Here is a 23,479-nt window from a genome sequence, read left to right on the forward strand (position 1 = left end):
GGTTTTGTCACATTTTTGGTCACGTCTGTGGAAAACTTCTGGCCCGCCGGGTCGGCTTCGACGTTTTTTGTGGGGAAACGCGGGGATTTTTCCACCGTTGTCTCTTTCTTTTTGCATCGGGGTATAGTATAATATATTAGTTAAATTTGTCTGCAAAGGTTGGGGACGCACTGTGAAAAATGTGGTTCTGATCGGGATGCCCGGTTCGGGCAAGAGCACGGTGGGGGTCCTGCTGGCCAAGGCCCTGGGCTATGACTTTCTGGACATCGACCTGGTGATCCAAAAGCGGGAGCACGCCCTGCTCCAGGAGATCCTGGACCAGCGGGGCCTGGATGCCTTTTTGCAGGCGGAGGAGGACGCCGTCTGCTCCATCGCCTGTCAGAACACCGTGGTCGCCCCCGGGGGCAGCGCCGTGTGCCGGGAGAAGGCCGCAGAGCATCTGAAAAGCCTGGGCCCCGTGGTCTATCTGAAGGTCCCTCTGGAGGAGCTGAGCGGGCGCATCCAGAACCTGAGCACCCGGGGCATCGCCATGCAGCCCGGCCAAACCCTGGCCGACGTGATGGCCTATCGCGCCCCCCTGTATGACAAATACGCCGACCTGGTCATCGACTGCGGCGGCGGACAGACGCTGGCTCAGACCGCCCGGCTGGTGCTGGAGCGGCTGCGTGAGCTTTCGCGCTGACAACACCCCAGCCCACAGGGAAAACGTGGGCCGGGCGGAGCAAAAATTCTCCGCCTGAATGAGCGCGCCCGGAGCGTGTCCGGGACGAGCAGAAAAGGAAGTATCGCATGACTTTTGAACAGCTGGGGCTGAACGCCCCCATTTTAAACGCACTGCGGGAGATGGGCTATCACGCCCCCTCCCCCATCCAGGAGAAAGCCATCCCCCCCGCCCTGGCGGGCCGGGACGTGCTGGGCTGCGCCCAGACGGGCACGGGCAAGACCTGCGCCTTCGCAACCCCCATTCTCCAGCGGCTCTCCGCCCAGACCGTCTCCGGCCACCCCATCCGGGCATTGGTGCTCACCCCCACCCGGGAGCTGGCCATCCAGATCGGCGAGAGCTTTGAGGCCTATGGCAAGTATCTGTCCCTGCGCCACGCCGTCATCTTCGGCGGCGTGGGCCAGAACCCCCAGGTGGAGGCCTTGCGCCGGGGCGTGGACATCCTTGTCGCCACCCCCGGGCGGCTGATGGACCTCCACGACCAGGGCTTTGTCAGTCTGGACGATCTGGACATCTTCGTCCTGGACGAGGCGGACCGGATGCTGGACATGGGCTTTATCCACGACGTGAAGAAGATCTTGAAGTGGCTGCCCCGGCAGAAGCAGACCCTGTTCTTCTCCGCCACCATGCCCCCGGAGATCGGGGACCTGGTGAACTCCCTGCTCCACGACCCCGCCCGGGTAGCGGTGGACCCCATCTCCTCCCCGGTGGAGGCCATTGAGCAGAGCGTGTATTTTGTGGACAAGAACAACAAGACCCGTCTGCTGGCCCACCTGATGGGGCAGCTGGGGGTGAAGAACGCCCTGGTGTTCACCCGCACCAAACACGGGGCCAACAAAGTGGCCCGGGACCTGGAGAAAGCGGGGGTGTCCGCCGCCGCCATCCACGGCAACAAGAGCCAGACCGCCCGGCAGCAGGCCCTGTCCGACTTTAAGGCGGGGAACATCCGCTGCTTAGTGGCCACCGACATCGCCGCCCGGGGCCTGGACATTGAAGAGCTGTCCCACGTGTTCAACTATAACCTGCCCGAGGTGCCCGAGACCTATGTCCACCGCATTGGCCGCACCGGCCGGGCCGGACGGGGGGGCCAGGCCATCGCCTTCTGCGACTTTGGAGAGAAGCCCCTGCTGCGGGACATTGAAAAGCTGATCGGAAAGCAGCTGCCCGTGGTGGAGGACCACCCCTATCCCATGGAGGTGTTCGAGGCCCCCAAGCGGGACAAGCATGGCCGCATCGTCAACGAGGAGGACCAGGAGGCCCGGGCCGCCGCCCGGGAGAAGCGCCGAGCCCGGGACGAGGCCGCCAAGGCCGCGGCCAAGGAGAAGCGCCAGGCCCAGCAGGAGCAGCAGGCCCAGGCTGTAGAAGTCCTGGAGCAGGCCCAGCCCAGCACGAAAAAGCGCCGCCGCAGAGGCCGGGGCAAGGCCCAGGCCCAGGTGGAGAGCGCCAAGACCGTTCAGGTGATGGAGCCCGAGGTCGAAGCGCGCCAGCCCGTCCGGGAGAAGCGGCCCCGCCGGGGCGTGCGCTCCGGGACGCTGATGGACACCGGGGACGCCATGCCCCGCACCGAGTTCCACCGCCCCAACCCCCTGGACAGCGACGTGATCATGGACGCCACCGCCCGCCTGCTGGCCCCCCGGCCCCTGACCCTGGGCGGCCAGGAGCAAAGCCGCCGCAGCAAGCGCAAAAAGCCCGCCCACAAGAGCCAGGAGCGTTCCGCCCAGACCCAGCGCGCCCCCAAGCAGCAGCCCGCCGCCCAGGAGGACCAGAACGGCAAGGCTGGCAAGAATGGCAAGAGCGCAAAGGCCGCCAAGGGCGAGAAAAATGCCCGCCAGGGCCGGAAGGACCGCACCGCCCCCCGTGAAAAGCGCAGCCGGGGCGGCTATCAGCGGGGCCTGCCCCCGGAGCCCCACCGCCAGCAGAAGGACTCCACCGAGCAGCCCAGCCTGATGAAGCCCTTCTATATCAACGTGGGCCGTTAAAAAATAAGCAGATCACAAAATTTTGATTCAGATACGGAGGATACGAACATGGACTATCAGGCACTGTATCAGCAGAAGCTGACCACCGCCGACCAGGCGGTAAAGGTCATCAAGTCCGGCGACTGGGTGGACTACGGCTGGTGTACCAACCACCCCGTGGCCCTGGACAAGGCCCTGGCCGCCCGGAAGGATGAGCTGCACGACGTGAAGGTGCGCGGCGGCGTGACCATGTGGATGCCCGAGATCGCCAAGGCCAAGGACGCCGGGGACCACTTCACCTGGAACAGCTGGCATTGCAGCGGCATTGACCGGAAGATCATCTCCAAGGGCATGGGCTTCTTCGCCCCCATGCGCTATTCCGAGCTGCCCCGGTTCTATCGGGACAACCTGACCGTGGACGTGGCCATGATCCAGGTGACCCCCATGGACAAGCACGGCAACTTCAGCTATGGTCTGGCCGCCTCTCACCTGGCCGATATGCTGGACCGGGCTAAAGTCATCATCCTGGAGGTCAACGAGAACCTGCCCTGGGTCTATGGCCTGAACGGCTGCGAGATCAACATCAAGGACGTGGACATGGTGGTGGAGGGCGAGAATCCCCCCGTGGCCCAGCTGGGCGGTGGCGGCGAGCCCACCGACGTGGACCGGGCCGTGGCCAACCTGGTGGTGCCCCAGATCCCCAACGGGGCCTGTTTGCAGCTGGGCATCGGCGGGATGCCCAACACCATCGGCTCTATGATCGCCCAGTCTGACCTGAAGGACCTGTCCGTCCACACCGAGATGTATGTGGATGGCTTTGTGGACATGGCCATGGCGGGCAAGATCACCGGACGCCACAAGCAGCTGGACAAGGGCCGCCAGGTGTTCGCCTTTGCCGCCGGCACCCAAAAGCTGTATGACTATATGGACCACAACCCCGACGTGATGGGCGCCCCTGTGGACTATACCAACGACGTCCACGTCATCAGCCAGATCGACAACTTCATCTCCATCAACAACGCCATCGACATGGATCTGTTCGGCCAGGTGAACGCCAAGTCCGCCGGTCTGAAGCACATCTCCGGCACCGGCGGCCAGTTGGACTTTGCCATGGGCGCCTATCAGTCCAAGGGCGGCAAGAGCTTTATCTGCATGTCCTCCACCGTCACCGGCAAGGACGGCACCGTGAAGAGCCGCATCGTCCCCACCCTGACCCCCGGCTCCATCGTCACCGACCCCCGTTCCTGCGTCCACTATATCGTCACCGAGTATGGCATGATCAACCTGAAGGGCCTGTCCACCTGGGAGCGGGCCGAGGCCATCATCTCCATCGCCCACCCCGACTTCCGGGAGCAGCTTATCGCCGACGCCGAGAAGATGCACATCTGGCGCCGGAGCAACAAGTAAGAGAACAAAAAAATCCTGTGTCCAAGTCGGACACAGGATTTTTTATGCTGTTTTATGCTTCCAGCACAGTCCGGCAGTCCGGTTTATGGGACAGCGCCCCCGGTATACTGATACCATCAAGACCGGAAAGGGGAACGGGAGCATGGAATACGAACTGGTTTGGGTGCGGGAGCACATCGAGGTATACGACGGCGCGGGCCGCTTCTGCTTTTCCGCCGACAACGAGCGGGAGGTCCGGGAGGAGCTTGGCCTGGTCCACTGACGCGTCTTATCTGCTTACAGAAATACTCAGGAGTCGATGAAGCTGCGGATGCGCAGCTTGACCCCCAGGTCCCGGGCGATGTCCTTACAGGTCTGGATCTCCTCCGGGGTCTTGTCCTTGTCCACAATGGTCAGGATGACGTGGGGGACATACTGCTTGCTCTCCCGGGCAAAGTCCAGCATGGCCTGATAGGCGGCCTCCCCCTGGACGGGGTGGCACAGGGCCACATACTCCTGGGCGGTGATGGCGTTGAGGGAGATGGACACGGTGTCGATGCGGCCCTTCAGCTCCGGGCACACGTCCCGGCCTAAGATCAGGTTGGCGTGGCCGTTGGTATTGATGCGCACCGGGGGCAGCTTGTCCCCGAAGCGGGCCTTCAGCTGGTCCACCAGCCACAGGATGTCGTCTAAGCGATAAGTGGGTTCACCATAGCCGCAGAAGACGATCTCCCGATAGGAGCACACGTCCCGGCTGAGGAAGCTGTCCATGGCCTCCTGGCGGGAGGGCTCGTGCTCCAGCCACAGGGAATCTTCGGTGTAGATGGAGCCCTGGGCCTTGCCGTGGCGCAGGCAGAACTCGCAGTTGCAGTTGCAGCGGTTGGTCAGGTTAACATAGAGGGCATCCTCGTATTCATAGGTGATGGTCATGGATATCCTTCCTTTATGCAAATATGTAGGGCCGTCCGGGCGGCAAAAATTCAGATGCGGAAAAATCGTCTGCCGTTTCCCAGGGTGATCCGGGCGACCTCTTCGGGGTCCAGGCCCTTGCGCCGGGCGATGGCCTCGGCCACCAAGTGGACCCGGCCCGAGTCGTTCCGGCGGCCCCGGAAGGGCTCCGGGGACATATAGGGGGAGTCGGTCTCGATCATCATCCGGTCCAGGGGCAGCAGGTCGATGACCTCCAGGGCCCGGCGGGCGTTCTTAAACGTAATGCTGCCGGTGAAGGAGATCATCCAGCCCAGCTTCATCAGGGTCTTGGCGTCCTCCACCCCGCCGGAGTAGCAGTGATAGACCCCGGTGACGTTGGGGTGGGCCCGGACGATGTCCAGACAGTCGTGGTGGGCATCCCGGTCATGGACGATGACGGGCAGGTCTAATTTTTCCGCCAGCTCCAGCTGGGCGTGGAACGCCTGCTGCTGAAGCTCCCGGGGCGGATTCTCCGCCCAGTGATAGTCCAGGCCGATCTCCCCGATGGCCCGCACCTTGGGGTTCTGAGCCAGGGCCTCTAACACAGGAATATCATGTTCCGCGTTCCAGTCGGCGCACTCCTCCGGGTGGACTCCCACGGCGGCATAGACAAAGGGAAAACGCTCCGCCAGCTCCACCGCCGTCTGAGAGCTTTTCAGGTCGCAGCCGGGGTTTAAGATCAGCTCCACCCCCTGGCCGGGCATGGAAGAAAGAACCTCCATCCGGTCCGCATCAAAGGCGTCGGCATCATAGTGGGCGTGGGTATCAAACAGGCGCATGAGCATCCCCTCCAAAGCCCGGCCCCGCCGGGCGACATTGCCTATATCATAGCCTGTTCCAGGCAAAAAAGCAAGGCACGGCAGACAAGCCGTGCCTTGAAATTTATTTTAAGATGGCCGTGAAGGTGATCGTGTCCCCCTCCAGCTTGGCGGAGATGGAGCCGTGGTGGCCCTCGGCGATGCTGCGGGCGATGGACAGGCCGATGCCGAAGCCGCCGGTGCTGCTGCGGGCGGGGTCGGCCCGATAGAAGCGGTCAAACAGCTTGCCGGGGTCCAGCTCCGGGGCGGGGTCGCACCGGTTGGCGGCGGTGAGCACCACCCCCCGGCGGCCCTTGGCCAGGGTGAGGGAGATGGGCGCGCCGGGCAGGGCATATTTGATGGCGTTGTCCAGGAGGATGGACACCAGCTGCCGCAGGGCGTATTCGTCCCCGGTGTAGATAAGGCCGGGGGCGATGGACAGGGAGAGTTCATGGCCCTTGGACTGGGCTAAGTCCCGGAAGGACTCCGCCGTCTCCTCCACTGCCTCGCTGATGGGGAAGGGCTCGGGCTTTAGGGGGGAGTCCTCCTCGTCCATGCGGGACAGGGTGACCAGGGAGGAGACCAGACTGGTGAGCTTTTCCGTCTGGCCCAGGGCCTTGTCGATCCACTTCTGTTTCCCCACCTCCATCTCCAGGACTTTCAGACTGGTGGCGATGACGGTGATGGGGGTCTTTAATTCGTGGCTGGCGTCGGTGATGAACTGCTTCTGCCGCTGGGCGCTGCGCACCACCGGGTCGATGGCCCGCCGGGACAGCAGTACCACCAGCCCCAGCACCAGCAGAATGCAGGCCCCGTCCGCCGCCAGGGACCACAGCAGCACCGTTTTCATGGAGCGCTGGGCCTGATAGCAGTCCAGGAAGATGGCCATGTTCCGCCCCTGGCCATTGTGGACCACCAGAAAGCGATAGGAGCCATAGTAGCCATAGCCCGGGCCGTGCTTTACGGCGGCGGCCAGATATTCCCCCGTGTCCTCCTGAGAGACCGAGGCGATCTTGCTCAGGTCGGCCATGGTCAGCTCCCCGTCGTCCCCATAGCGCAGGACGAAATAGCGGGTGGAGTAGGGGGTCTCGGCGGTGAAGGGCCCCCGGGGCCGGTCATTGGGACGGGCGCTCTGGGGCGCGTCGGACGGGGGCGTGCCCGGGTCCTGGGGAGGCTGGGCGTCGCCGGGGGCTGCGCCGGACGTGTCGCCAGTCGGGTCTGTCGCTGCACTGGTATCCGTGTCTGAGGACGGAGCGGCGCTGCCTGTGTGGGCGGAGAGGGGGATGGTCCCCTCGTTCTCCTGGATCAGGGTCAGGGTGTCCCGCAGGTCGCCGTCGGTGGAGATGAAGTTGGCCGTGTTCAGGATGACGGTGAGCAGCAGCATCACCGCCGCCACAGACAGGGTGGCGATGCGGATGAACCGGTTGCGCAGGCGGCGGATCATGGTTCGGCCTCCAGCAGATAGCCCAGGCCACGGTTGGCCCGCAGGGCGGTGTGGGAGCCCAGAGCTTTCAGCTTCTTTCTCAAGTTAGAGATGTTCACCCACACCACGTTGATCTCCGCCTCGTTGTCCCAGCCCCACACCTGCTCCATGATGCGGTCAGCGGAGAACACCTGGCGGGGGGCGCGGAGAAACAGCTCCATGATCTGAAACTCCCGCCCGCCCAGGCGGACGGTCTTGTCCCCGCAGGACAGGTCCCCGGTGGCCGGGTCCAGGGTCAGGTCGCCATAGGTCAGGGCGGCGGGGCGATAGGTCTGCCCCCGGCGGAGCATGGCCCGCACCCCTTTTCTTGCTGTGTTTTTGCGTTTTCTGCCTTGTAGTATAATGGCCCTTTCAGGGAAATGCAAGGGTCCAGAGGGCTTACAGGGCCTCACGGGTGGCGGGGCGGCCGCAGACGATGTTCAGGTTGCCGTTGCGGCAGCGCAGGGCGTCCAGGAACTCTTTGGAGGGCTGCTCCCCGGGCAGGGTGACGCGATACTCCAGCTCGTACAGGGTGCCCATGTTGGCGGTCTTCACCCGCTCCAGGGTGTGGGACCGGGTGTACTGGTCAAACAGATCGTCGAACAGACCGTCATAGTCCAGGCTCTCGGGAATGGTGATCTTCAGCACCCGCTCGCTCTCAGACCGCTGACCGAAGTTCACGGCGGTGAGCAGGGCCAGGGCGGCGGCCCGCCAGCGCAGGCCGGTGTCGAAGGTGATGCGCAGCTCCGGGTCCTCCCGCCCGGCAAAGGCCGTGCGGTCATAGCCGATGAATACCTTGGGCTGGGTGTGGTAGAAGGACTGGAACCAGCCGATCTCCCGCCCGATCTGGCCGAAGCGGTCCGGCTCCAGCTGTCCCGTCAGTAGGGGACTGACCAGAGGGGCGGGGGCGGTGATGCGCCGCTTATAGACCACGCCGTCGAACTTCTTTTTGATCTCTACAAAGACCTTGCCGTCCGGGGCGGCCACGCCATAGCTGCGCACCCGCAGCTTCTCCTTATATACGGGCTTTTCCAGGCTGGCCCGGATGAGCCGCCAGTCGGGGGTGTCGTAATAGATGTTGCAGATGGTGTATTTCCCGTATTGGTCGGGGACCATATGGGCCTTCATGCCCGTCAGCATCACCCGCAGCTGGGCGGGGGTGAGCATGTATTTCTTTTCATACCGCTCAAAGCAGCTTTGGATCTGGTTTGCCATGTGGGATACCTCCTTTGTGTCCCTGATGATACGCCGGGAACCTAAAGCCAGCCTAAAGAAATTTTTTTGTTTTCTTTAACTGGCCTTTAGGTTGCCGGTCTATGCTGTGGACATCCCGAGAGGGAGCGCACAAAACCGCACACAGATCATCTGGATCGTCAGAAAGGATGTTTTTTATGAAGATGAATATGACGCCCCGGGCGAAAAAGCTGCTGGCCGGACTGACCGCCGCAGCCCTCACCTTATCTATGCTGCCTGCCACCGCCCTGGCGGCAAAGGACTATGCCACCGGCGGGGAGACGGCGCTGCGCTTCTCCAACAGCGGCATCACCGTTCAGGAGGGGGACTATGACGGATATAAGATCGACGGCACGGAGCTGACCATCAACGCCGCCGGGACCTATGTCCTGTCGGGCAGCTGCGCCGACGGCTCCGTCACCGTGAAGAAGGGCACCACCGGCGTGGTGCTGGTGCTGGACGGCCTGACGTTGACCTGTGGAGACAGCGCCGCCATCGCCTGCAACAAATCCACCGAAGTGACCATCGTGGCCGCCGACGGCACGGTGAACACCCTGGCGGACACGGAGCAGAACAACGACGAGACCTACCCGGACAACGACAGCGCGGAGAACGCCGTCATCAAATGTAAGGACGGCTCTCAGGTCACCCTGTGCGGCTCCGGCACTCTGAACGTGACGGCCAACGGCAAAAACGGCGTCAAGTCCGGGGCCACCACCGACGAGGAGGGGGCGGCCAGCCTGACCATCCGGGAGCTGACCCTGAACATCGACGCCCCGGTGAACGACGCCGTGAACGCCGAGCAGCAGCTGAACATTGAAAGCGGCAGCCTGACCATCTCCGCCGGGGACGACGCCCTCCACTGCGACCTGTCCCTCACCGTGGGTGCGTCGGGCACCGCCGGGCCGGACATCGACATCACCGGCTGTTATGAGGGTATCGAGGCGGCCAATTTGGCCATCCGCTCCGGCGACATCGATATCACCGCCACCGACGACTGCCTGAACGCCGCCAACTCTGACCTGACGGGCTATAGCTTCACCATGGACATCTCCGGCAGCACCATCAATGCCTATACCTTCGGGGGCGACGGCTTTGACTCCAACGGCAGTCTGACCATCTCCGGCGGCGTGATCGCCGTGTGGACGGCCAACACGGCGGACAACCAGCCCCTGGACGCCGACGGGACCATCACCGTCAGCGGCGGCACGGTGCTGGCCGCCGGGGGCAGCAGCGGCATGGGCATGGACCTGAGCGCCAGCCAGCCCTATGTGCTCTATGGCTCCACCGGGGGCATGGGCGGCGGCAGAGGCCAGGGCCAGCAGTCCGCCCTGGCGGCCAAGGGCAGCACCCTGACCATTCAGGACGCCAGCGGAAACAGCGTATACAGCGCCGCCGCCCCCTGCAACGTGAACTTTGCCTTCTTCTCCTCACCCAAGCTGACCCTCGGCAGCAGCTACACTCTGACCGGCGGCAGCACCACCACCACCGCCACAGCCCAGACGGGGACCACCACCTCCAGCCAGCCCACGCCCCTCGACGGCACCCAGCAGCCCGCCGACGGCACCCAGCAGCCCGCCGACGGCACTACGCCCCCTGAAAAGCCTGACGGCAGCGGCGACAATGGCGCAAGCGGCGGCAATGCTCAGCAGCCCGGCCCCGGCGGCTTTAACGACGTGTCCCGGGACGACTGGTTCGCTGGCGGCGTGGACTATGTGTCCCAAAAGGGCCTGATGAGCGGCACGGGCACGGGGACCTTTGCCCCCAACACGGCCCTCACCCGGGGGATGCTGGTGACCATCCTCTAGGCGCGCCGGAGGTGACGGGCACCTGTCCCTTCCGGGACGTGGCCGCGGGCAGCTATTATGAGAAGGCGGCCATCTGGGCGGCGGAAAACGGCCTGGTCAGCGGCTATGAAAACGGCTGCTTCGGCCCCAACGACCCCGTGACCCGGGAGCAGCTGGCGGCCATCCTCTATCGCTATGCCCAGTACCGGGGCCTGGACGTGAGCCAGACGGGCAGCATCGGCGGCTTTGCCGATAATTCCTCCGTGTCCGGCTACGCCAGAACGGCCATGGCCTGGGCCAATGGCGCGGGTCTCATCAGCGGCATGGGGGACAACACCCTGGCCCCCCGGGGCACGGCCACCCGGGGCCAGGCGGCAGTGATCCTGATGGGCCTTGATAAGCTGGCCGGGCTGTAAAAAATTTCAGCAAATTTCCCAAACCGGGCCATTCCCCCGTTGAATCCGGGGCGAAAGACTGGTATAATATGCGGCAAAGGCAGTATTCCGCATCCCGTATTTCTCAGGTTTCAGTTTGATATGGGCCGCGGAGCCATCTAGGCCCCGTCTGCTGCGCCGCAACGCTCACGCGGAAGAGCGCCGGAACATTGGATAATCAGGAGGAAACTCACCATGGAAGAGATCAAAATCACCCGCGCCGCCAAACTGAAGGAAAAGCCGGACTCCTCCACTCTGGTCTTTGGCAAGAACATGACCGACCATATGTTCATCGTGGACTATGACGAGGGCAAGGGCTGGCACGATCCCCGCATCGTCCCCTATGGCCCCCTGCAGATCGACCCCGCCGCCAAGGTGCTGCACTATGCCGAGGAGATCTTCGAGGGTCTGAAGGCCTATCGCACCGCCGACGGCTCTATCCAGCTGTTCCGCCCCGACTGCAACATCGAGCGCATGAACAACTCCGCCGAGCGTATGTGCCTGCCCCAGATCCCCGCCGAGCTGGCCATGGCCGGCATCACCGAGCTGGTGAAGCTGGAGCGGGACTGGGTGCCCACCGAGAAGGACACCTCTCTGTATATCCGTCCCTTTATGATCGGCCTGGACCCCGCCCTGGGCGTTCACGCCTCTCACCACGTGCAGTTCATCATCGTCGTCTGCCCCGTGGGCGCTTACTATCCCGAGGGCCTGGCTCCCGTGAAGATCTATGTGGAGCAGGAGGACGTCCGCGCCGTCAAGGGCGGCACCGGCATGGCCAAGACCGGCGGCAACTACGCCGCTTCCCTGCGGGCCGGTGACCGGGCGGAGAAGGCCGGTTACAGCCAGGTGCTGTGGCTGGACGGCGTCCACCGCAAGTATATCGAGGAGGTCGGCGCCATGAACGTGATGTTCAAGGTCAACGGCAAGATCCTCACTCCCGACCTGAACGGCTCTGTGCTGCCCGGCGTGACCCGCCGCTCCTGCATCCAGCTGCTGAAGGACTGGGGCTATGAGGTGGAGGAGCGCCGCATCTCCGCCGAGGAGCTGTTCGAGGCCGCCAAGAACGGCACCATGGAAGAGGCCTGGGGCACCGGCACCGCCGCCGTGGTCTCCCCCATCGGCGAGCTGGCCGAGGGCGACGAGAAGGTCATCATCAGCGGCAACAAGATCGGCCCCGTCACCCAGCGCCTGTATGACGAGCTGACCGGCATCCAGTGGGGCCGCCTGCCCGATACCCACGGCTGGACCGTGAAGGTCTGCTAAAGCAATTCAAAAAAGTGACTTTGTCACTTTTTTGAGAAAGCTGCGCCCGGTGCGCGCACTCGCTGCGCTCGCACACTTACCGGGCGAGAAGTGTTTTTCGCCACGCGCATGTCGCGGCGAAAAACGGATCTCAATTTATTTCGCGGCGTGCGCGCCGCGAAACTCTGCGAGGCTCTCTTGAATTTTTGCAAAACCAACTAAAAACCCGGCCTGCGAGTGTTCACAGGCCGGGTTTTCAAACTCTTTGTGGGCTTTTGGAGGAGGAGACCAGTATGATCGACGCGTCGCAGCCATTTTTAGAGGACAAGAAACAGACCTTGGCCCTGGACGGCGGGGACGACCCGGTCCGGCTGATCCTGGCGTATTTTTCCACGGACAACGAGAATATCGACGAGCTGGAAAAGCTGAAATACAATCAAACGATGTACCGCCGCCTTGGGTGGCAGGACGAGGCGTATTTCGACTATTGTTTCATTTTCCAAGGGCAATTCTTTCACTTCTGTTCCATTCACCGGGACAGGGAAGTTGAAGATAATCTTCCTAATCCAGTTGCCATCCGGCTGCTTTTCCGGGAATAACTCAATCCGCTCAATAAACGCCCGCATGAACTCCTTCCGCTCCACTTCGGAGGCTGCTTCATAGACCTGATCGAATGCCAGCAACAGGCGGTAGATATTATCACCCGAAATCTTCTCCTGCCGGATACTCCGTATCTGGCTTTGCACATCGTCAATCTGGACTTCAATCTCATCTATTGCGCCATATTGCTCGTCATATCGGCGCTGCAAATCAGAAATTTTCCGGTCATAATACGGGTCATTCACATCTAAACCGTCCATCTGCCGTTCCAGTCGGGCCTTTGTGCCTAATGTCTGCCGAAGCTGCGCCTGTAATGCTTCCAGCTGCTTCTCCAAATCGTTCGTATCGACAGCGGAGCCGATTTTCGCCTTGATTGCATCCGCAAACCGTGGGTCACTGACCATAGCAGAGATGATTGACGCTACCATGCGGTTCATTTCCATCTGCTCAATATTCAGCCGGAAGGTACACTCGTGGCCTGTTGGCGTCACCGTATTCTTGCAGTAATAGTAATAGCGGGTCTTTTTGTCCTTGCTGTGGGCTTTCGCAATATTCCCGTACAGGCTTTTGCCGCAGCAGGGGCATTTCAGAATACCGGACAAGATATGTGCGTGGGTAGGGTCATTGACTTTCTCACGCCGGTAAGCATTGATTTTCCGTTTTTCCTGCGCGAGGTTCCAATCTTCTTCTGAAATGATAGCCTCATGCTTCCCCTCGTACACAGGGAACTCCGATTGCTCAACTACGTGCATCTCATTCCGTGTGCCGATCTTCTTCTCTGTCCGGCGTCTGCCATAGGCGATTTTTCCCATATATACCGGATTATCAATGATACTCTTCACAAAGCTGGCAGAAAAACCGGGAATGGTGCCGTTCTGCCTTAACTTCTTCACAAAGCCCTGCCGGTTCAGATATTTTGCCACGCCACTGACACCATCGTTGGTGTGAATATAGCGGTCAAAGATGGTGCGGATCACGTCCACTTCATCCTCAGCAATCAACAGTTCGCCTTTTTCAAGGCGGTATCCATAAGGGGCAAAGCCACCGTTCCATTTTCCTTCACGGGCTTTCTGCTCCCGTCCGGCCATCGTCTGTGTCCGAATATTTTCACGCTCTATCTCTGCCACCGCAGAAAGGACAGAAATCATCAGCTTGCCGGAATCTTTGGAACTGTCAATGCCGTCTTCCACACAAATCAGATTGACACCGAAATCCTGCATCAGCTGCAAGGAATTCAGAACGTCAGCGGCATTCCTGCCAAACCGGGACAGCTTGAACACCAGCACATATTCCACACCGTCTTTGCAGTCCTGAATGTCTTGCAGCATCCGCTGAAATTCGTGCCTGCCCTGAATATTCTTGCCGGAAAAGCCTTCATCAGAATATTCACCAGCCACTACCATATCTTCGTATTCAGCGTATTTCCGCAGTTTGTCTCGCTGAGCATCCAGACTATATCCGTCCACCTGCATGGATGTAGATACCCGTGTGTAGAGATAACATTTTGTTTTAGTTTTCTTCATGCAGGCCGCCCCTTTCTTCCAGCTCTAAACATTCATCCGTTACTTTCTTCTTCGCCAGACCTTCATTCTGAATGTAGTACTCCAACAAACGGAGTACATATTCCGGCGCATGGCGGTTATCCAGTTCCCATTCTGTCACAGTCCGATAGGGAATCTGAAAATATTTACAAAATTCCTTGCGATTCATGCCAGTGCTTTCCCGCAATTCTTTTATTTTGGTTTTGCAGTCCATTTCATTTACCCCATAAAGCAAAAATACACGTTGCGTATTTATTATAGCATACGCCAAACAAATACGCAACGTGTAAATTTAATTTATATCAAGCGGCTTTGTCAAATTCCTGATACACAGGAACGGGTTGCTTTCCTGATGCCGCAGACTGTGTACGGCCATCCTTCTCAGTCTCCTGCATCTGCCCCAACAGCTGTGGCCCGTACTTCTGCAACAGCCGCGCCATCACATCAACACAGCGGTCAAATGCCGCATTATATTTCGGATCATCATAAACTTTGCTCAATAGGCCGCTCCTTTCCTCTATGGCTGCTCTGCGCATAGATGTTCAAAACTTCTGCCGGTATCTGTTCCAAAATCGCCACGGCACTGTCATAGTCGCGCCGCAGCTTGAGGTCTTCGATCTGCTTTAGGGTGCTGACCTTCTGCGCCGATGCAAGAGATTCTTCCAGTTCGGCATTTTTCGTTTTCAACTTTTTGTTTTCGGATGCTGTTTTCGTGAAGGCTACGCCATATTTCCGCAGCAGTGTGTCCATCTTCTCCACGCTGGGAATATAGGTATCCAGAATCTTGCAGATTTCCTCCGCCCGGCTTTTGGCGTTAAAGGGATTGATTCCAGTGAGCAGATCCTCCAGTTTGCTTTTCTGTTTGGTCAGTCTGGTCATCTCCTTAAATACGCGGGGCGGGATATGGTCGCGCCCGGTCAGGCTGGCGCTCTCGCCACGCTCCAAATCTGGAAACTTCTTGACCATGTGTTTCCAAAACTCATCCTGCCACCAGGTCAGCTTCTTTTTATTGCCCATGATGTCTTTGGCGCTGAGCCTGCCATCCTCCGTCAAAGGGACAAAACAAAGGTGCATATGGGGCGTTTTCTCGTCCATATGCACCACGGCGGATATAATTGTCTCTTTGGACTGATGCTGTTCCAAAAAGTGCAGAGCTTCCTCGAAAAATACCCGAATTTCCGCCCGTTTCTTTCCCTTAAAGAACTCCGGGCTGGCTGTGAACAGCGTCTCGATCATACGGATACTGTCTTTCCGGGTACGGCATCCGGCAGCGGCAATTTGCCTCTCTGACTCGGCCCGGTACTTGCCGGGCGGTTTGACCAGATGGAAGTTGTACTTGCTTCGGCTGGTATCCACATCGGGATTACTGGCGTACTTTTCCTTTGTGCGCTCGTTATGGGCCTCGATATTGCCGATTTCAGGCCCCTTATATTTGGCAAATCGCATAATCGCGTATTGTGCTTTTTCCATACTCAATCCCTCCGTTTCTGCCAGACAATGTCATATCCCAGCACGTCAGCCAACTCCACGGCCTCCCGATACCGCAGCGATTCCCGCTGCAATTTTCCGGAAAGATTGGATACGCTGTCGCTCCACCCATACTCATCGTGCAGCTGGTCAACGACTTCCTGCATGGTGTAACCGGCGCGGATGATCTGCGCCTTGATTTCGTTTCGGATACTTGACTTCATAAAATATATTCCTCCATTTTCGCAAGTGAAGCCCTTTGTCACTTGATAGATAAAACATGATTTTCGGTTGCGTCATAAAAAGAACCGGCTACGCTGGGGAGCGCACCGGCTTTGGTCAATGGTGAAATTTGTGCAAATGCTGTTTTGCGATAGAAATGATTCCCTGCATATCGTTGGTCAACGGCGGAATATTCGACTTCACAGAAATGCGGGACTTTTCACTGTTCGGGCTGTATTGTCACAAAATGCTGCAATCTGTACGTCGTTCCGTGAGCCGCCATCCGGCGAACTGTATACGGATAAAAGAGAAACATTTCGCTGTTTTGAGATTGCTCTAAAATATGCCTGCAAAATCACCGCTTTTACTGACCGCTTCAGGTGTGGTCAAAATGACCACACCTACTTCACAGCACAAAAGCGCGAAGAATTTCACGGTTCTGGTGGTGGACAAAATATCCATAACCACTTTTACACATCAAAATAGGTGTACCCAAAATGGGCACGACCACTTTATCCAAATGAAGCGCCTCTACAATATATGAGGTAACAGGGTCAATCGCTGCGTACATACGTACCGGCGACCAGATCGGAAATCAATCCCGCCAGTCTTCCGGTACGTACGTACACTGTGAAGCGTCCGTAAACTCGTTTATATGCGGCCTTGCCACTGCCTCGATCCCCATAAAGCCCCATACCCGGCGTCCTGCCGAATTGGTAATCGTGTTGCAGTGTTCCAGATTGTACTTACCGCAGGCTGCCACCAGCGCATCGCTGAAGCTGCGGCGTTTGAGTGCAGTCAGGCTATTTTCCTCGCACCACATCCGGTAAATGTCGTAGCAATCCTTTGAACTGATGGACGCATCCGCTTTCAGCCGGATATAGCCCTCGGATTCCAGAAAATCAAACACGTTATTGTTGTCCCGCTTGACGGCCTCCCGGTTCTCTTTGGTGCGCTGGCTCTCGGTGAACTTGAAGTTGTTCGCTACCAACCGCTGCAATCCCGCAAAAGCCCACAGCAGAATGCCCTCCACCTCGGCCTTCATCTTCTCTGCCAGGTCGGGATCATCCACACGGTCGGCAGGTTTCTCTTTGGCGGTCAGCACCAACTGCCGCCGATAAAAGCCATCACTGCGGTCAAAGAGAGCCTGCAAGTCGCCATTGCTGAATGCCAGCAGCCGGGCGCACATCCATCCCTGATAGCTCTGCTTGCCTTTACGCTCCAAATCCATTTTACCCTGTGCGGTGACGATGGATTTGACATAGTTGGTCTGCCGCAGGGCCTCCATCCGCATATCATCATCGACACACAGCAGAATGTGTTCCAGATCAGCGCGGGCAAAACGGTTCTCGGAAATTTTGCCGATGCTGCCGTCCTTCATGTTGCTGCCGAACAGGGCGGACAGCACCGCGCCGATCTGGCTCTTACCCTCGCCGCCATTGCCCTTAATGACCATCATGCGCTGTCCCTTGTTGCTGGGGATCAGGCAGTAGCCGATATATTCCTGCAAAGTGGGAATGTCCTCCGGGTAAAGAAGCCCATCCAGAAAAGCCAGCCAGCGGGTCGGCGTGGGCGCATCGGGATTATAGGCCACCGGCAGGCGGCAACGCACGATGTCCGGTTTTCCCTCCGTAAAGGAGCCATCCAGAAACAACGTGCCGTTTGCCAGATGAATGCGGTCAGCCTCCGGCGGGAAATCCTCTACCAGCGCCGCCAGCTTCATCAGCTCCACGATATTGCTGATTTTGCGGGGGATATTGCTGACCGCACAGCATTTCAGTTCCTCAAAAATTTCTCCACGCAGTGGCAGCTCATCGGTCACGCGGCCATCAGGCGTGAAAAAAGCCCCGTTTGTGTAGATGATTTTGTGTCTGCCGAGAAAATCATCACAAAACAGGGCTTCATTGATACTCTTGCCGTCAAACCAGATGGGCTGGTTGGCCTCACGCGATTGCTCGTTCTTCGCCACGGTGCTGCACCTCCTTTTCCAGACGTCTGAGCCGCTGCTCCAGCGCGGTGATAGTGCCGTCCTTCAGCAGCATATCCACCGCTTTCACACGCTGCTTCAGTTCCGCAAACATGAGAACGTCCAACAAATCATTTACATACTCGATCATATGACAGGCTTCCACAAAGCGGTCATCCAGTTCATCCTCCGGCGATTGCGGGGCATATTCGACCTTCCAGCGTTCCAGCAGATGCAGATAATCGCAGAGCACCCGCTGGCAGTGTATCTCATCGTTGCGGAAAGCCCGCGCCAGCGGATAGGGCTTTTTCAAAGCCATCGCTGCCGGGGGCTTGTCCGGGTCGATGCCAAAGTCATAGGCCAGCTTCTTTGCGGCCTCGTAGCTGCTCAGGCCGAACAGCCGCGCCACAAAATCGATCACATCCCCGGTAGCCCCGCAGCCAAAGCAATAGAAATAATCCCTGTTCAGCTTCATGCTGGGATGCCGGTCATCGTGGAAGGGGCAGCAGATCATATCGCCCCGGTTGACCTTACAGCCGTAGTATTCGGCGGCCTGCTTCACGGTGACAGCGGATTTTACAGTTTCAAATAAATTCATAGGCTTTGTCCTCCATTATTTATTGACGGTATCTGCCCGTCTGCCTGAATATACGGGGAAAAAGCCTATAAACCGAAAAATCCGCTAAAAGTGCAAGAAATGAAAAAACGCCGCCCTGAAATCTTGCAAAAATGCAAGACCTCAGAGCGGCGAAGCCAGCGGAAAGCATTTGCCCGCGCTGGTTTTATCAGGTATAATGGATAAAGAGAGTTTTCAGAAGAGAGGTGCGTCACATGGAGGGAGCCTATCTGCCCGGCAATATCCGGCAGCGGATGCAGGAGCTTATGAAGGAACATAAAATTACCCAGGCACAGCTGGCGACCCGCATCGGCAGCACCGAGAGCGCCATCAGCCGGTTTGTCAGCGGTAAGACTGATAAGATCAGCACAGAACATTTGCTCCGCATTGCGAAAGTGTTTGAAGTCTCCACAGATTTCCTGCTGGGGGAAGTCAACACGCCCGACCGGACAAATTTTGATATTGAAGAACTGGGCCTGTCGGTGCAGGCGGCGCGGAATCTGTACACCGGAAAAGCCAATGCAGAGATCGTCAACCGCCTTTTGGAAAGCCCTCGCTTTGCAGAAGTCACCTATATGATTGAGCAATATTTTGACGATACGCTGGCCGCCGGTTTCGCCGGACAGAACCAGATGCTTACTACTCTCAGCGCCATGCTGCGCCGAAACAATAAAACAGACGCTGCGGTGCAGGCGGCCAGAACTGTCAACCGGCAGAAAGTTCCCGTATATCAGGCAGACCTGACGATGATACAGAACACATTTATGGCGGCGCTGCGGGAAGTGAAGAAAGAGATCGGCAACGATTTCACAGCAGCGCAGTCCTTGACCAAGGGCATCACTCAGCAGATGTTTACCGAACTCACCAAAGGGGCGGATGTTCATACTCCGACCATCACGCCCGAAATGATTTCCGCCGCCGTCACCCAGAGCGCAGCGGGGATGGACGGTGTGCAAAAGGAAGCATTAGACAAGTTCGGTCAGGCGCTGACGGAATTTCTCCAATCCACCTTAGACCACGCGCAGGAGAAGCAAAATGCCGACCCGGAGCAATGAGCAGCTGTGCAGACTGGCACAGAAAGGGGATACGGCTGCCCGTGACATTCTGCTGGAAAAGAATCTGGGATTCATCCGAAAAATTGCGCTGGAGCAATACCGAAACATGGGGCTGGATGAAAATGATATTGGAATTGATTTGGATGATTTGATGCAGGAGGGAAGTATCGGCCTGCTGAACGCGATCCCTTTGTTTGATGCCGGACGGGGCATGAAATTTCTGACCTATGCAGCACCGGCGCTCCGCAACGCCATGACGGACTGCATCCGCGCCGCCCTCGGTTTATTTGAGCAACGGATGGTGGATAAGAAAGACGGCCCCGGCTTCCAGAGAGTATATCTGGATGACGTTCTCTCAGAGGATGAACGGATGCTGCGGATCGAAGCCATAGCCGACCCTCACACCCAAACGCCGGAGCAAATCTATATCCAAAAAGAGCAGCTGATAGAATTGTATGCGGCGCTGGACAAGCTGACAGCCAGAGAGCAGACCTATCTGCTGTACCGCTATGGCTTTACCGATGGAATCGAGCACCCGCTGATCGGCGCGGCGCTCCATTTCCATCTCAGCGAGAGCTGGACAAAGAAGGTGGAGGGCGAGGCGATGGACAGCCTGCGCGGAAAGCTGCCGTGGTGGTTCTGATACGATGGGAAGCAGCGGCTGACGGGGGCTTTGATATACCTTTGTTCCGCAAATGACACGGCTGACAGACAGTGCTTGCCCGCACCGCCTGCCAGCCTTTTTCTGTCGCTTATGCTGCCCCGCAAGGGGCAACCTTTCCCGCCAGAACGCCGCAACTGTGGCCACACTTTTCAGGGTGTGCTACAATTCCGGCTGCCATCTGCTCCACAAAGGTATAACACACTAGACTTTCCTACGGAAAATCGTGTGCCACGAAACCGCCGGTTTCTTTGGATTCTTCCGGTCAAAGGGGAACACTATCCCCTCTGAACACCCCAGACAAAGGAGAACGCTGTTCCCTTTTGGAATCCCCTTGCCAATAGGGATGCTACCGCCCTATTGAATGATTTAGATAAAAAACAAAATAAAGCATAGTTCGCCAGCACACCGCTATTCTGTCATTACCTTACACAGACATCTTGTAACTTTTTCGTTAAGCCTATTGACTCTGATACTTCGGAAGAGATATAATATAGTTGCTACTTAGCGAGCCTAAATAGCAAAGCTAAAGAGAGGCGACGATATGAATAACAAATATGTCCAGCAATTCAAAAAAGGCTCTCTGGAAATGATACTTTTATGCCTAATCGGACGCAAGGAGACTTATGGATATGAAATTATAACTGAATTGAACAATAGTGCGTCTGTTTTGGGATATGCGAAAGAGGGAACCATTTACCCCATTTTGTATCGTTTGCAGGAAGCAGAACTAATCAAATGCCGATTGGCTCCGGCTGCGGCAAATGGCGGCTCAAAAAAGTATTATTCTTTAACGGATAAAGGCAGGAATGTACTTGATGAACTAATCTTATTTTGGTCAAGCTATGAAAACTGCGTAAACGGCTTTATAGAAAGTTATCAACAAGCGAGGGTATCCAAATGAAAGAACAATATATCAAACAGGTTGAAAAGGAACTATCTTTACCACGCAAAATGAAAAAAGAGGTTGTACGTGACTTGAATGAAGTTTTTGCGTCTGCTATGGAGCATGGAGAAACAGAGCAGCAGATTATCCAGCGTTTGGGGACGCCAAAAGAATTTGCAGACAGCACCGCAGAACAGTTTGGCATTGATAACACCAAATCGAAAAAAAGGAACGGTATCATTTCTACTCTTGCTGCGCTTGTTATCGCGGTTGCCGCCTTTTCGGTATATGCTGTTACGCAATCAGGAAAAGTACCAGAAGGAGCAATCGGACAAGCAGACGCGACAACAAATATACAGATTGAGGGCGCGTTTGCCTTTGATATTTCGCAAATCCTTTTGGCTATTGGGTTTGCAGCAACAGCTATTGCTGTTTTGTTAATTATCCGAACCATACACAAAAACAGGAGGTAACTAATGAAAAAGTATATTTCTGTATTCACAATCATGGTTATGATTTTTTTGGCTGCGTGTTCTAATCAAAATACATCATCTACACCGACAAGCAATGAGAACAATACGCAATCTAATAGTGTTACAAAATTGGACGAGGGTGTTTGGCCTGAGAATGAGTACACAGAGGGGCTTCCTGTTGCGCCTGGTACGGTTGCATGGGCTACACTTGATACAGAACATGAGAATTGTAATATCAACCTTACCGGTATTAGCGAAAACGACTATAACGAGTATATGGAGCTTTTGAACCAAGAAGGCTTTTCCGTAATTGAAAATGTGTCAGAGGAAATCGAGGGAGAAAACTATGTTTCTATCGGGACACTTTTATCAAACGACGAAAAGTGGTTAAGTGTCAGCTACATACCCAATAGTCTAACTATCTACATTTCCTTTGACAATAACTGAAAGAGATCACGGAATAGCAAAGCCAGCCGAGCCAGTCAACGGTCAAGATGAACGGCGCAAGCGCCGCCGTTGACAGCCCCGCCCGCCTTTGCAGATAGGCAATCAAGGGGCGACAGCAAGGAGTGCTGCCGCCCCCAGTATTATCAGAGAGGGAGAATTCTATGAGAAATCGGATTGTAAAAGTGACAGAAGTTGTAGTCAGAAGCGCTTTTTACATCATCTCAAACTATGTATTTGTTAGCATGGGACTATCATTTCATACTCAATGGATTTCAATTCTATTTTTGCTTTCAATGGTATGGTCTACTATTGATTACGGAAAGTCCATAAATGAAATAATCGAAAAAAAGGTAATTGCTGAAATACTATGTATATGTTGCATTGCACTGAGTATAGCGATGGCATATTTTGTGGGATATATTCAAGGAGCATTCGTTTCCCTCTGAAAATACAGGGCCACAACTTTCCGCTTAATATATCAGTATGGAACAAGTTATCAAAAAGTCATGAATGCTCGTAGCTCACCGGCCCGGCCAGCAAAAGCAGTAAATCTGAAATTGATTTACTGCTTTTTTGCTCAATAGACTCTTAAATCATCTGAAAATATTTCAACGCATCCCTGATCGCCGCTTCCTTCTCCGGCGGACATTTTGGCACTTTGGCATCTTCCTTCTTTGACAGGTTATAATTTTGCCCCACATCCAGCCCGCACTTGCGCTTTATCTGTGAGATGTACAGGGAAGATACCTTCAAACCGGTATGCTCCAACACATACGCCTTGATCTGTTCATAAGTCGCGCCCTTCTGGAAGCCGGACATATCCATATCTTCCAGCGAGAACTCCACCCGCACCTTCTTCGAGTCGATTTCTCCCTTGGAAAGCAAAACAACCGTCTCGACGTGATCAGTTCCTTTTACCAGGTCTATTGCTGCGGCCTGGCGTGGGTGTGTTCAGGCAAGACCTGCAACGACTATGGGGCCGACTGGTCTGACCTGGACGGGGGAGATCTGCCTCCGTTCCGCCTGGAGCAGGACGGCTCGTTCAAGGCCCTGTTCCGGCTGCCGGACCCCCAATATAAGTTTGTGAAAAAGAAGACGCTGGCGGGCAAGATGCTCAGACCCGCCACCATCTACAGCGCGGTCAGCAGGGAGCTGCTGGCCCGAAAGAGCCAGTATCGGGAGCTGGCGGCGCTGACCCACACCGTGGCCAACTTTATGCCCTGCCCCTGCTTCTCCTACAACGCCCTGAAGGGCTGCAAAGAGCAGGTGCGGGATTTTCTGCCCCTGATGGTAGACTATGCGGAACGGCAGGGAAATCAGGAGTGGAAGGACTGGTTCATTCTGAATCGGGAGAAGTATTGTCTGGAGGACTATTACTATATTGATACCGGAGAAGACCACGCGGCGCACATCAAGGGCATCCCGTTTTTCCGCTCCCAGAGCCTGGACCATCCCCTTCCCCGGACGGAGGAGGAGCTCACAGAGTGTCTGGACGAGATGATAACGCGCATCCGGGCCAGGGCGTGCAGACTGTCCGGCATCCTGAACTGACGAAA

The 23,479-nt window shown here is 57.1% G+C and carries 24 protein-coding genes and 1 pseudogene; 12 read left to right on the forward strand and 13 right to left on the reverse strand.

Translation table 11 applies throughout. The features are described from left to right. The first annotated feature begins 172 nt into the window (after positions 1–172). From ACSAMP_RS03520 to ACSAMP_RS03530, 3 genes are all read left to right on the forward strand, one after another. Positions 173–682, forward strand: coding sequence for a shikimate kinase (locus tag ACSAMP_RS03520; RefSeq protein ID WP_441796978.1), 510 nt, complete (start codon positions 173–175; stop codon positions 680–682). 107 nt (positions 683–789) lie between these two features. Next, a complete protein-coding gene (locus tag ACSAMP_RS03525; protein ID WP_457799524.1) occupies positions 790–2,700 on the forward strand; it encodes a DEAD/DEAH box helicase in 1,911 nt (636 codons plus the stop codon). 48 nt (positions 2,701–2,748) lie between these two features. Beyond that, on the forward strand, positions 2,749–4,086 hold the full coding sequence (locus ACSAMP_RS03530; RefSeq protein WP_457799525.1) for a butyryl-CoA:acetate CoA-transferase: 1,338 nt from the start codon (positions 2,749–2,751) through the stop codon (positions 4,084–4,086). A gap of 288 nt (positions 4,087–4,374) precedes the next feature. Here the strand turns inward: ACSAMP_RS03530 and ACSAMP_RS03535 are convergent, their stop codons facing one another. The 5 genes from ACSAMP_RS03535 to ACSAMP_RS03555 all read right to left on the reverse strand — a co-directional run bounded on the left by ACSAMP_RS03535 (position 4,375) and on the right by ACSAMP_RS03555 (position 8,508). Further along, a complete protein-coding gene (locus tag ACSAMP_RS03535; RefSeq protein WP_441796975.1) occupies positions 4,375–4,995 on the reverse strand; it encodes a TatD family nuclease-associated radical SAM protein in 621 nt (206 codons plus the stop codon). Positions 4,996–5,045: 50 nt separating this feature from the next. After that, a complete protein-coding gene (locus tag ACSAMP_RS03540; protein WP_457799526.1) occupies positions 5,046–5,813 on the reverse strand; it encodes a TatD family hydrolase in 768 nt (255 codons plus the stop codon). Positions 5,814–5,916: 103 nt separating this feature from the next. After that, a complete protein-coding gene (locus ACSAMP_RS03545; RefSeq protein ID WP_457799527.1) occupies positions 5,917–7,275 on the reverse strand; it encodes a sensor histidine kinase in 1,359 nt (452 codons plus the stop codon). Beyond that, complete coding sequence (locus ACSAMP_RS03550; protein ID WP_457799528.1) at positions 7,272–7,604, reverse strand: winged helix-turn-helix domain-containing protein; 333 nt, start codon at positions 7,602–7,604, stop codon at positions 7,272–7,274. The genes ACSAMP_RS03545 and ACSAMP_RS03550 overlap by 4 nt, the downstream gene beginning before the upstream one ends. Positions 7,605–7,692: 88 nt before the next feature. Then, positions 7,693–8,508: a VTC domain-containing protein gene (locus ACSAMP_RS03555; RefSeq protein WP_457799529.1), complete on the reverse strand. Its 816-nt coding sequence runs from the start codon at positions 8,506–8,508 to the stop codon at positions 7,693–7,695. Between the two features lie 176 nt (positions 8,509–8,684). On the opposite strand from ACSAMP_RS03555, the gene ACSAMP_RS03560 reads away from it, so the two are divergent. The 3 genes from ACSAMP_RS03560 to ACSAMP_RS03570 all read left to right on the forward strand — a co-directional run bounded on the left by ACSAMP_RS03560 (position 8,685) and on the right by ACSAMP_RS03570 (position 12,010). Next, positions 8,685–10,334, forward strand: a complete 1,650-nt coding sequence (locus ACSAMP_RS03560) for a carbohydrate-binding domain-containing protein (RefSeq protein WP_457799530.1) — start codon at positions 8,685–8,687, stop codon at positions 10,332–10,334. A gap of 11 nt (positions 10,335–10,345) precedes the next feature. Further along, positions 10,346–10,729: an S-layer homology domain-containing protein gene (locus tag ACSAMP_RS03565; protein ID WP_457799531.1), complete on the forward strand. Its 384-nt coding sequence runs from the start codon at positions 10,346–10,348 to the stop codon at positions 10,727–10,729. Between the two features lie 213 nt (positions 10,730–10,942). Next, positions 10,943–12,010, forward strand: coding sequence for a branched-chain amino acid aminotransferase (locus tag ACSAMP_RS03570; RefSeq protein WP_441796972.1), 1,068 nt, complete (start codon positions 10,943–10,945; stop codon positions 12,008–12,010). 296 nt (positions 12,011–12,306) lie between these two features. On the opposite strand, the gene ACSAMP_RS03575 is transcribed toward ACSAMP_RS03570, so the two are convergent. The 7 genes from ACSAMP_RS03575 to ACSAMP_RS03605 form a co-directional block, all read right to left on the reverse strand. Then, complete coding sequence (locus tag ACSAMP_RS03575) at positions 12,307–14,112, reverse strand: recombinase family protein (protein ID WP_457799532.1); 1,806 nt, start codon at positions 14,110–14,112, stop codon at positions 12,307–12,309. Next, entirely contained in the window at positions 14,099–14,344 is a 246-nt protein-coding gene (locus ACSAMP_RS03580) for a helix-turn-helix domain-containing protein (RefSeq protein ID WP_117568913.1), read from the reverse strand. Before ACSAMP_RS03580 ends, ACSAMP_RS03575 begins: the two co-directional genes overlap by 14 nt. 88 nt (positions 14,345–14,432) lie before the next feature. After that, positions 14,433–14,630, reverse strand: a complete 198-nt coding sequence (locus ACSAMP_RS03585; protein ID WP_117466784.1) for a hypothetical protein — start codon at positions 14,628–14,630, stop codon at positions 14,433–14,435. Beyond that, positions 14,614–15,600, reverse strand: coding sequence for a MobV family relaxase (gene mobV, locus ACSAMP_RS03590; RefSeq protein ID WP_015537326.1), 987 nt, complete (start codon positions 15,598–15,600; stop codon positions 14,614–14,616). Before mobV ends, ACSAMP_RS03585 begins: the two co-directional genes overlap by 17 nt. A gap of 2 nt (positions 15,601–15,602) precedes the next feature. Beyond that, positions 15,603–15,821 (reverse strand): hypothetical protein, encoded by a 219-nt coding sequence (locus tag ACSAMP_RS03595; protein ID WP_015534241.1) that lies wholly within the window; start codon positions 15,819–15,821, stop codon positions 15,603–15,605. Between the two features lie 593 nt (positions 15,822–16,414). Further along, positions 16,415–17,788, reverse strand: a complete 1,374-nt coding sequence (locus ACSAMP_RS03600; protein WP_054324427.1) for a DNA primase family protein — start codon at positions 17,786–17,788, stop codon at positions 16,415–16,417. After that, positions 17,763–18,383 (reverse strand): CHC2 zinc finger domain-containing protein, encoded by a 621-nt coding sequence (locus ACSAMP_RS03605; protein ID WP_015537325.1) that lies wholly within the window; start codon positions 18,381–18,383, stop codon positions 17,763–17,765. Before ACSAMP_RS03605 ends, ACSAMP_RS03600 begins: the two co-directional genes overlap by 26 nt. A 233-nt stretch (positions 18,384–18,616) precedes the next feature. Here ACSAMP_RS03605 and ACSAMP_RS03610 point away from each other — a divergent pair, with 233 nt between their 5' ends. The 5 genes from ACSAMP_RS03610 (at position 18,617) to ACSAMP_RS03630 (ending at position 21,923) form a co-directional block, all read left to right on the forward strand. Next, positions 18,617–19,456, forward strand: a complete 840-nt coding sequence (locus ACSAMP_RS03610; RefSeq protein ID WP_015534243.1) for a helix-turn-helix domain-containing protein — start codon at positions 18,617–18,619, stop codon at positions 19,454–19,456. Continuing rightward, a complete protein-coding gene (locus ACSAMP_RS03615) occupies positions 19,437–20,099 on the forward strand; it encodes a sigma-70 family RNA polymerase sigma factor (protein ID WP_117466788.1) in 663 nt (220 codons plus the stop codon). Before ACSAMP_RS03610 ends, ACSAMP_RS03615 begins: the two co-directional genes overlap by 20 nt. A 562-nt stretch (positions 20,100–20,661) precedes the next feature. Continuing rightward, positions 20,662–21,021 carry a PadR family transcriptional regulator gene (locus ACSAMP_RS03620; RefSeq protein ID WP_015534245.1) on the forward strand — a complete coding sequence of 120 codons (360 nt, stop codon included), beginning with the start codon at positions 20,662–20,664 and terminating at the stop codon, positions 21,019–21,021. Beyond that, positions 21,018–21,476: a DUF1700 domain-containing protein gene (locus ACSAMP_RS03625; protein ID WP_024738886.1), complete on the forward strand. Its 459-nt coding sequence runs from the start codon at positions 21,018–21,020 to the stop codon at positions 21,474–21,476. Before ACSAMP_RS03620 ends, ACSAMP_RS03625 begins: the two co-directional genes overlap by 4 nt. A 3-nt stretch (positions 21,477–21,479) precedes the next feature. Continuing rightward, positions 21,480–21,923 (forward strand): hypothetical protein, encoded by a 444-nt coding sequence (locus ACSAMP_RS03630; protein ID WP_457799533.1) that lies wholly within the window; start codon positions 21,480–21,482, stop codon positions 21,921–21,923. Between the two features lie 588 nt (positions 21,924–22,511). Here the strand turns inward: ACSAMP_RS03630 and ACSAMP_RS03635 are convergent. Further along, positions 22,512–22,832: pseudogene (locus ACSAMP_RS03635) on the reverse strand (23S rRNA (uracil(1939)-C(5))-methyltransferase RlmD); the annotation flags it as partial. Here ACSAMP_RS03635 and ACSAMP_RS03640 point away from each other — a divergent pair. Beyond that, on the forward strand, positions 22,824–23,474 hold the full coding sequence (locus ACSAMP_RS03640) for a hypothetical protein (protein ID WP_457799534.1): 651 nt from the start codon (positions 22,824–22,826) through the stop codon (positions 23,472–23,474). The pseudogene ACSAMP_RS03635 and the gene ACSAMP_RS03640 overlap by 9 nt on opposite strands. Positions 23,475–23,479: the final 5 nt, after the last annotated feature.

The sequence above is a fragment of the Flintibacter sp. SJQ-8 genome (genome assembly GCF_054108085.1).

What these genes read in the sequence shown, in the direction of transcription:
- ACSAMP_RS03575 (WP_457799532.1), bottom strand. Translation starts at nt 14,112, where the DNA reads ATGAAGAAAACTAAAACAAAATGTTATCTCTACACACGGGTATCTACA.
- ACSAMP_RS03555 (WP_457799529.1), bottom strand. Translation starts at nt 8,508, where the DNA reads ATGGCAAACCAGATCCAAAGCTGCTTTGAGCGGTATGAAAAGAAATAC.
- ACSAMP_RS03540 (WP_457799526.1), bottom strand. Translation starts at nt 5,813, where the DNA reads ATGCGCCTGTTTGATACCCACGCCCACTATGATGCCGACGCCTTTGAT.
- ACSAMP_RS03560 (WP_457799530.1), top strand. Translation starts at nt 8,685, where the DNA reads ATGAAGATGAATATGACGCCCCGGGCGAAAAAGCTGCTGGCCGGACTG.
- ACSAMP_RS03545 (WP_457799527.1), bottom strand. Translation starts at nt 7,275, where the DNA reads ATGATCCGCCGCCTGCGCAACCGGTTCATCCGCATCGCCACCCTGTCT.
- ACSAMP_RS03580 (WP_117568913.1), bottom strand. Translation starts at nt 14,344, where the DNA reads ATGGACTGCAAAACCAAAATAAAAGAATTGCGGGAAAGCACTGGCATG.
- ACSAMP_RS03615 (WP_117466788.1), top strand. Translation starts at nt 19,437, where the DNA reads ATGCCGACCCGGAGCAATGAGCAGCTGTGCAGACTGGCACAGAAAGGG.
- ACSAMP_RS03550 (WP_457799528.1), bottom strand. Translation starts at nt 7,604, where the DNA reads ATGCTCCGCCGGGGGCAGACCTATCGCCCCGCCGCCCTGACCTATGGC.
- ACSAMP_RS03570 (WP_441796972.1), top strand. Translation starts at nt 10,943, where the DNA reads ATGGAAGAGATCAAAATCACCCGCGCCGCCAAACTGAAGGAAAAGCCG.
- ACSAMP_RS03605 (WP_015537325.1), bottom strand. Translation starts at nt 18,383, where the DNA reads ATGAATTTATTTGAAACTGTAAAATCCGCTGTCACCGTGAAGCAGGCC.
- ACSAMP_RS03595 (WP_015534241.1), bottom strand. Translation starts at nt 15,821, where the DNA reads ATGAAGTCAAGTATCCGAAACGAAATCAAGGCGCAGATCATCCGCGCC.
- ACSAMP_RS03530 (WP_457799525.1), top strand. Translation starts at nt 2,749, where the DNA reads ATGGACTATCAGGCACTGTATCAGCAGAAGCTGACCACCGCCGACCAG.
- ACSAMP_RS03630 (WP_457799533.1), top strand. Translation starts at nt 21,480, where the DNA reads ATGAAAAAGTATATTTCTGTATTCACAATCATGGTTATGATTTTTTTG.
- ACSAMP_RS03535 (WP_441796975.1), bottom strand. Translation starts at nt 4,995, where the DNA reads ATGACCATCACCTATGAATACGAGGATGCCCTCTATGTTAACCTGACC.
- ACSAMP_RS03525 (WP_457799524.1), top strand. Translation starts at nt 790, where the DNA reads ATGACTTTTGAACAGCTGGGGCTGAACGCCCCCATTTTAAACGCACTG.
- ACSAMP_RS03620 (WP_015534245.1), top strand. Translation starts at nt 20,662, where the DNA reads ATGAATAACAAATATGTCCAGCAATTCAAAAAAGGCTCTCTGGAAATG.
- mobV (WP_015537326.1), bottom strand. Translation starts at nt 15,600, where the DNA reads ATGGAAAAAGCACAATACGCGATTATGCGATTTGCCAAATATAAGGGG.
- ACSAMP_RS03625 (WP_024738886.1), top strand. Translation starts at nt 21,018, where the DNA reads ATGAAAGAACAATATATCAAACAGGTTGAAAAGGAACTATCTTTACCA.
- ACSAMP_RS03610 (WP_015534243.1), top strand. Translation starts at nt 18,617, where the DNA reads ATGGAGGGAGCCTATCTGCCCGGCAATATCCGGCAGCGGATGCAGGAG.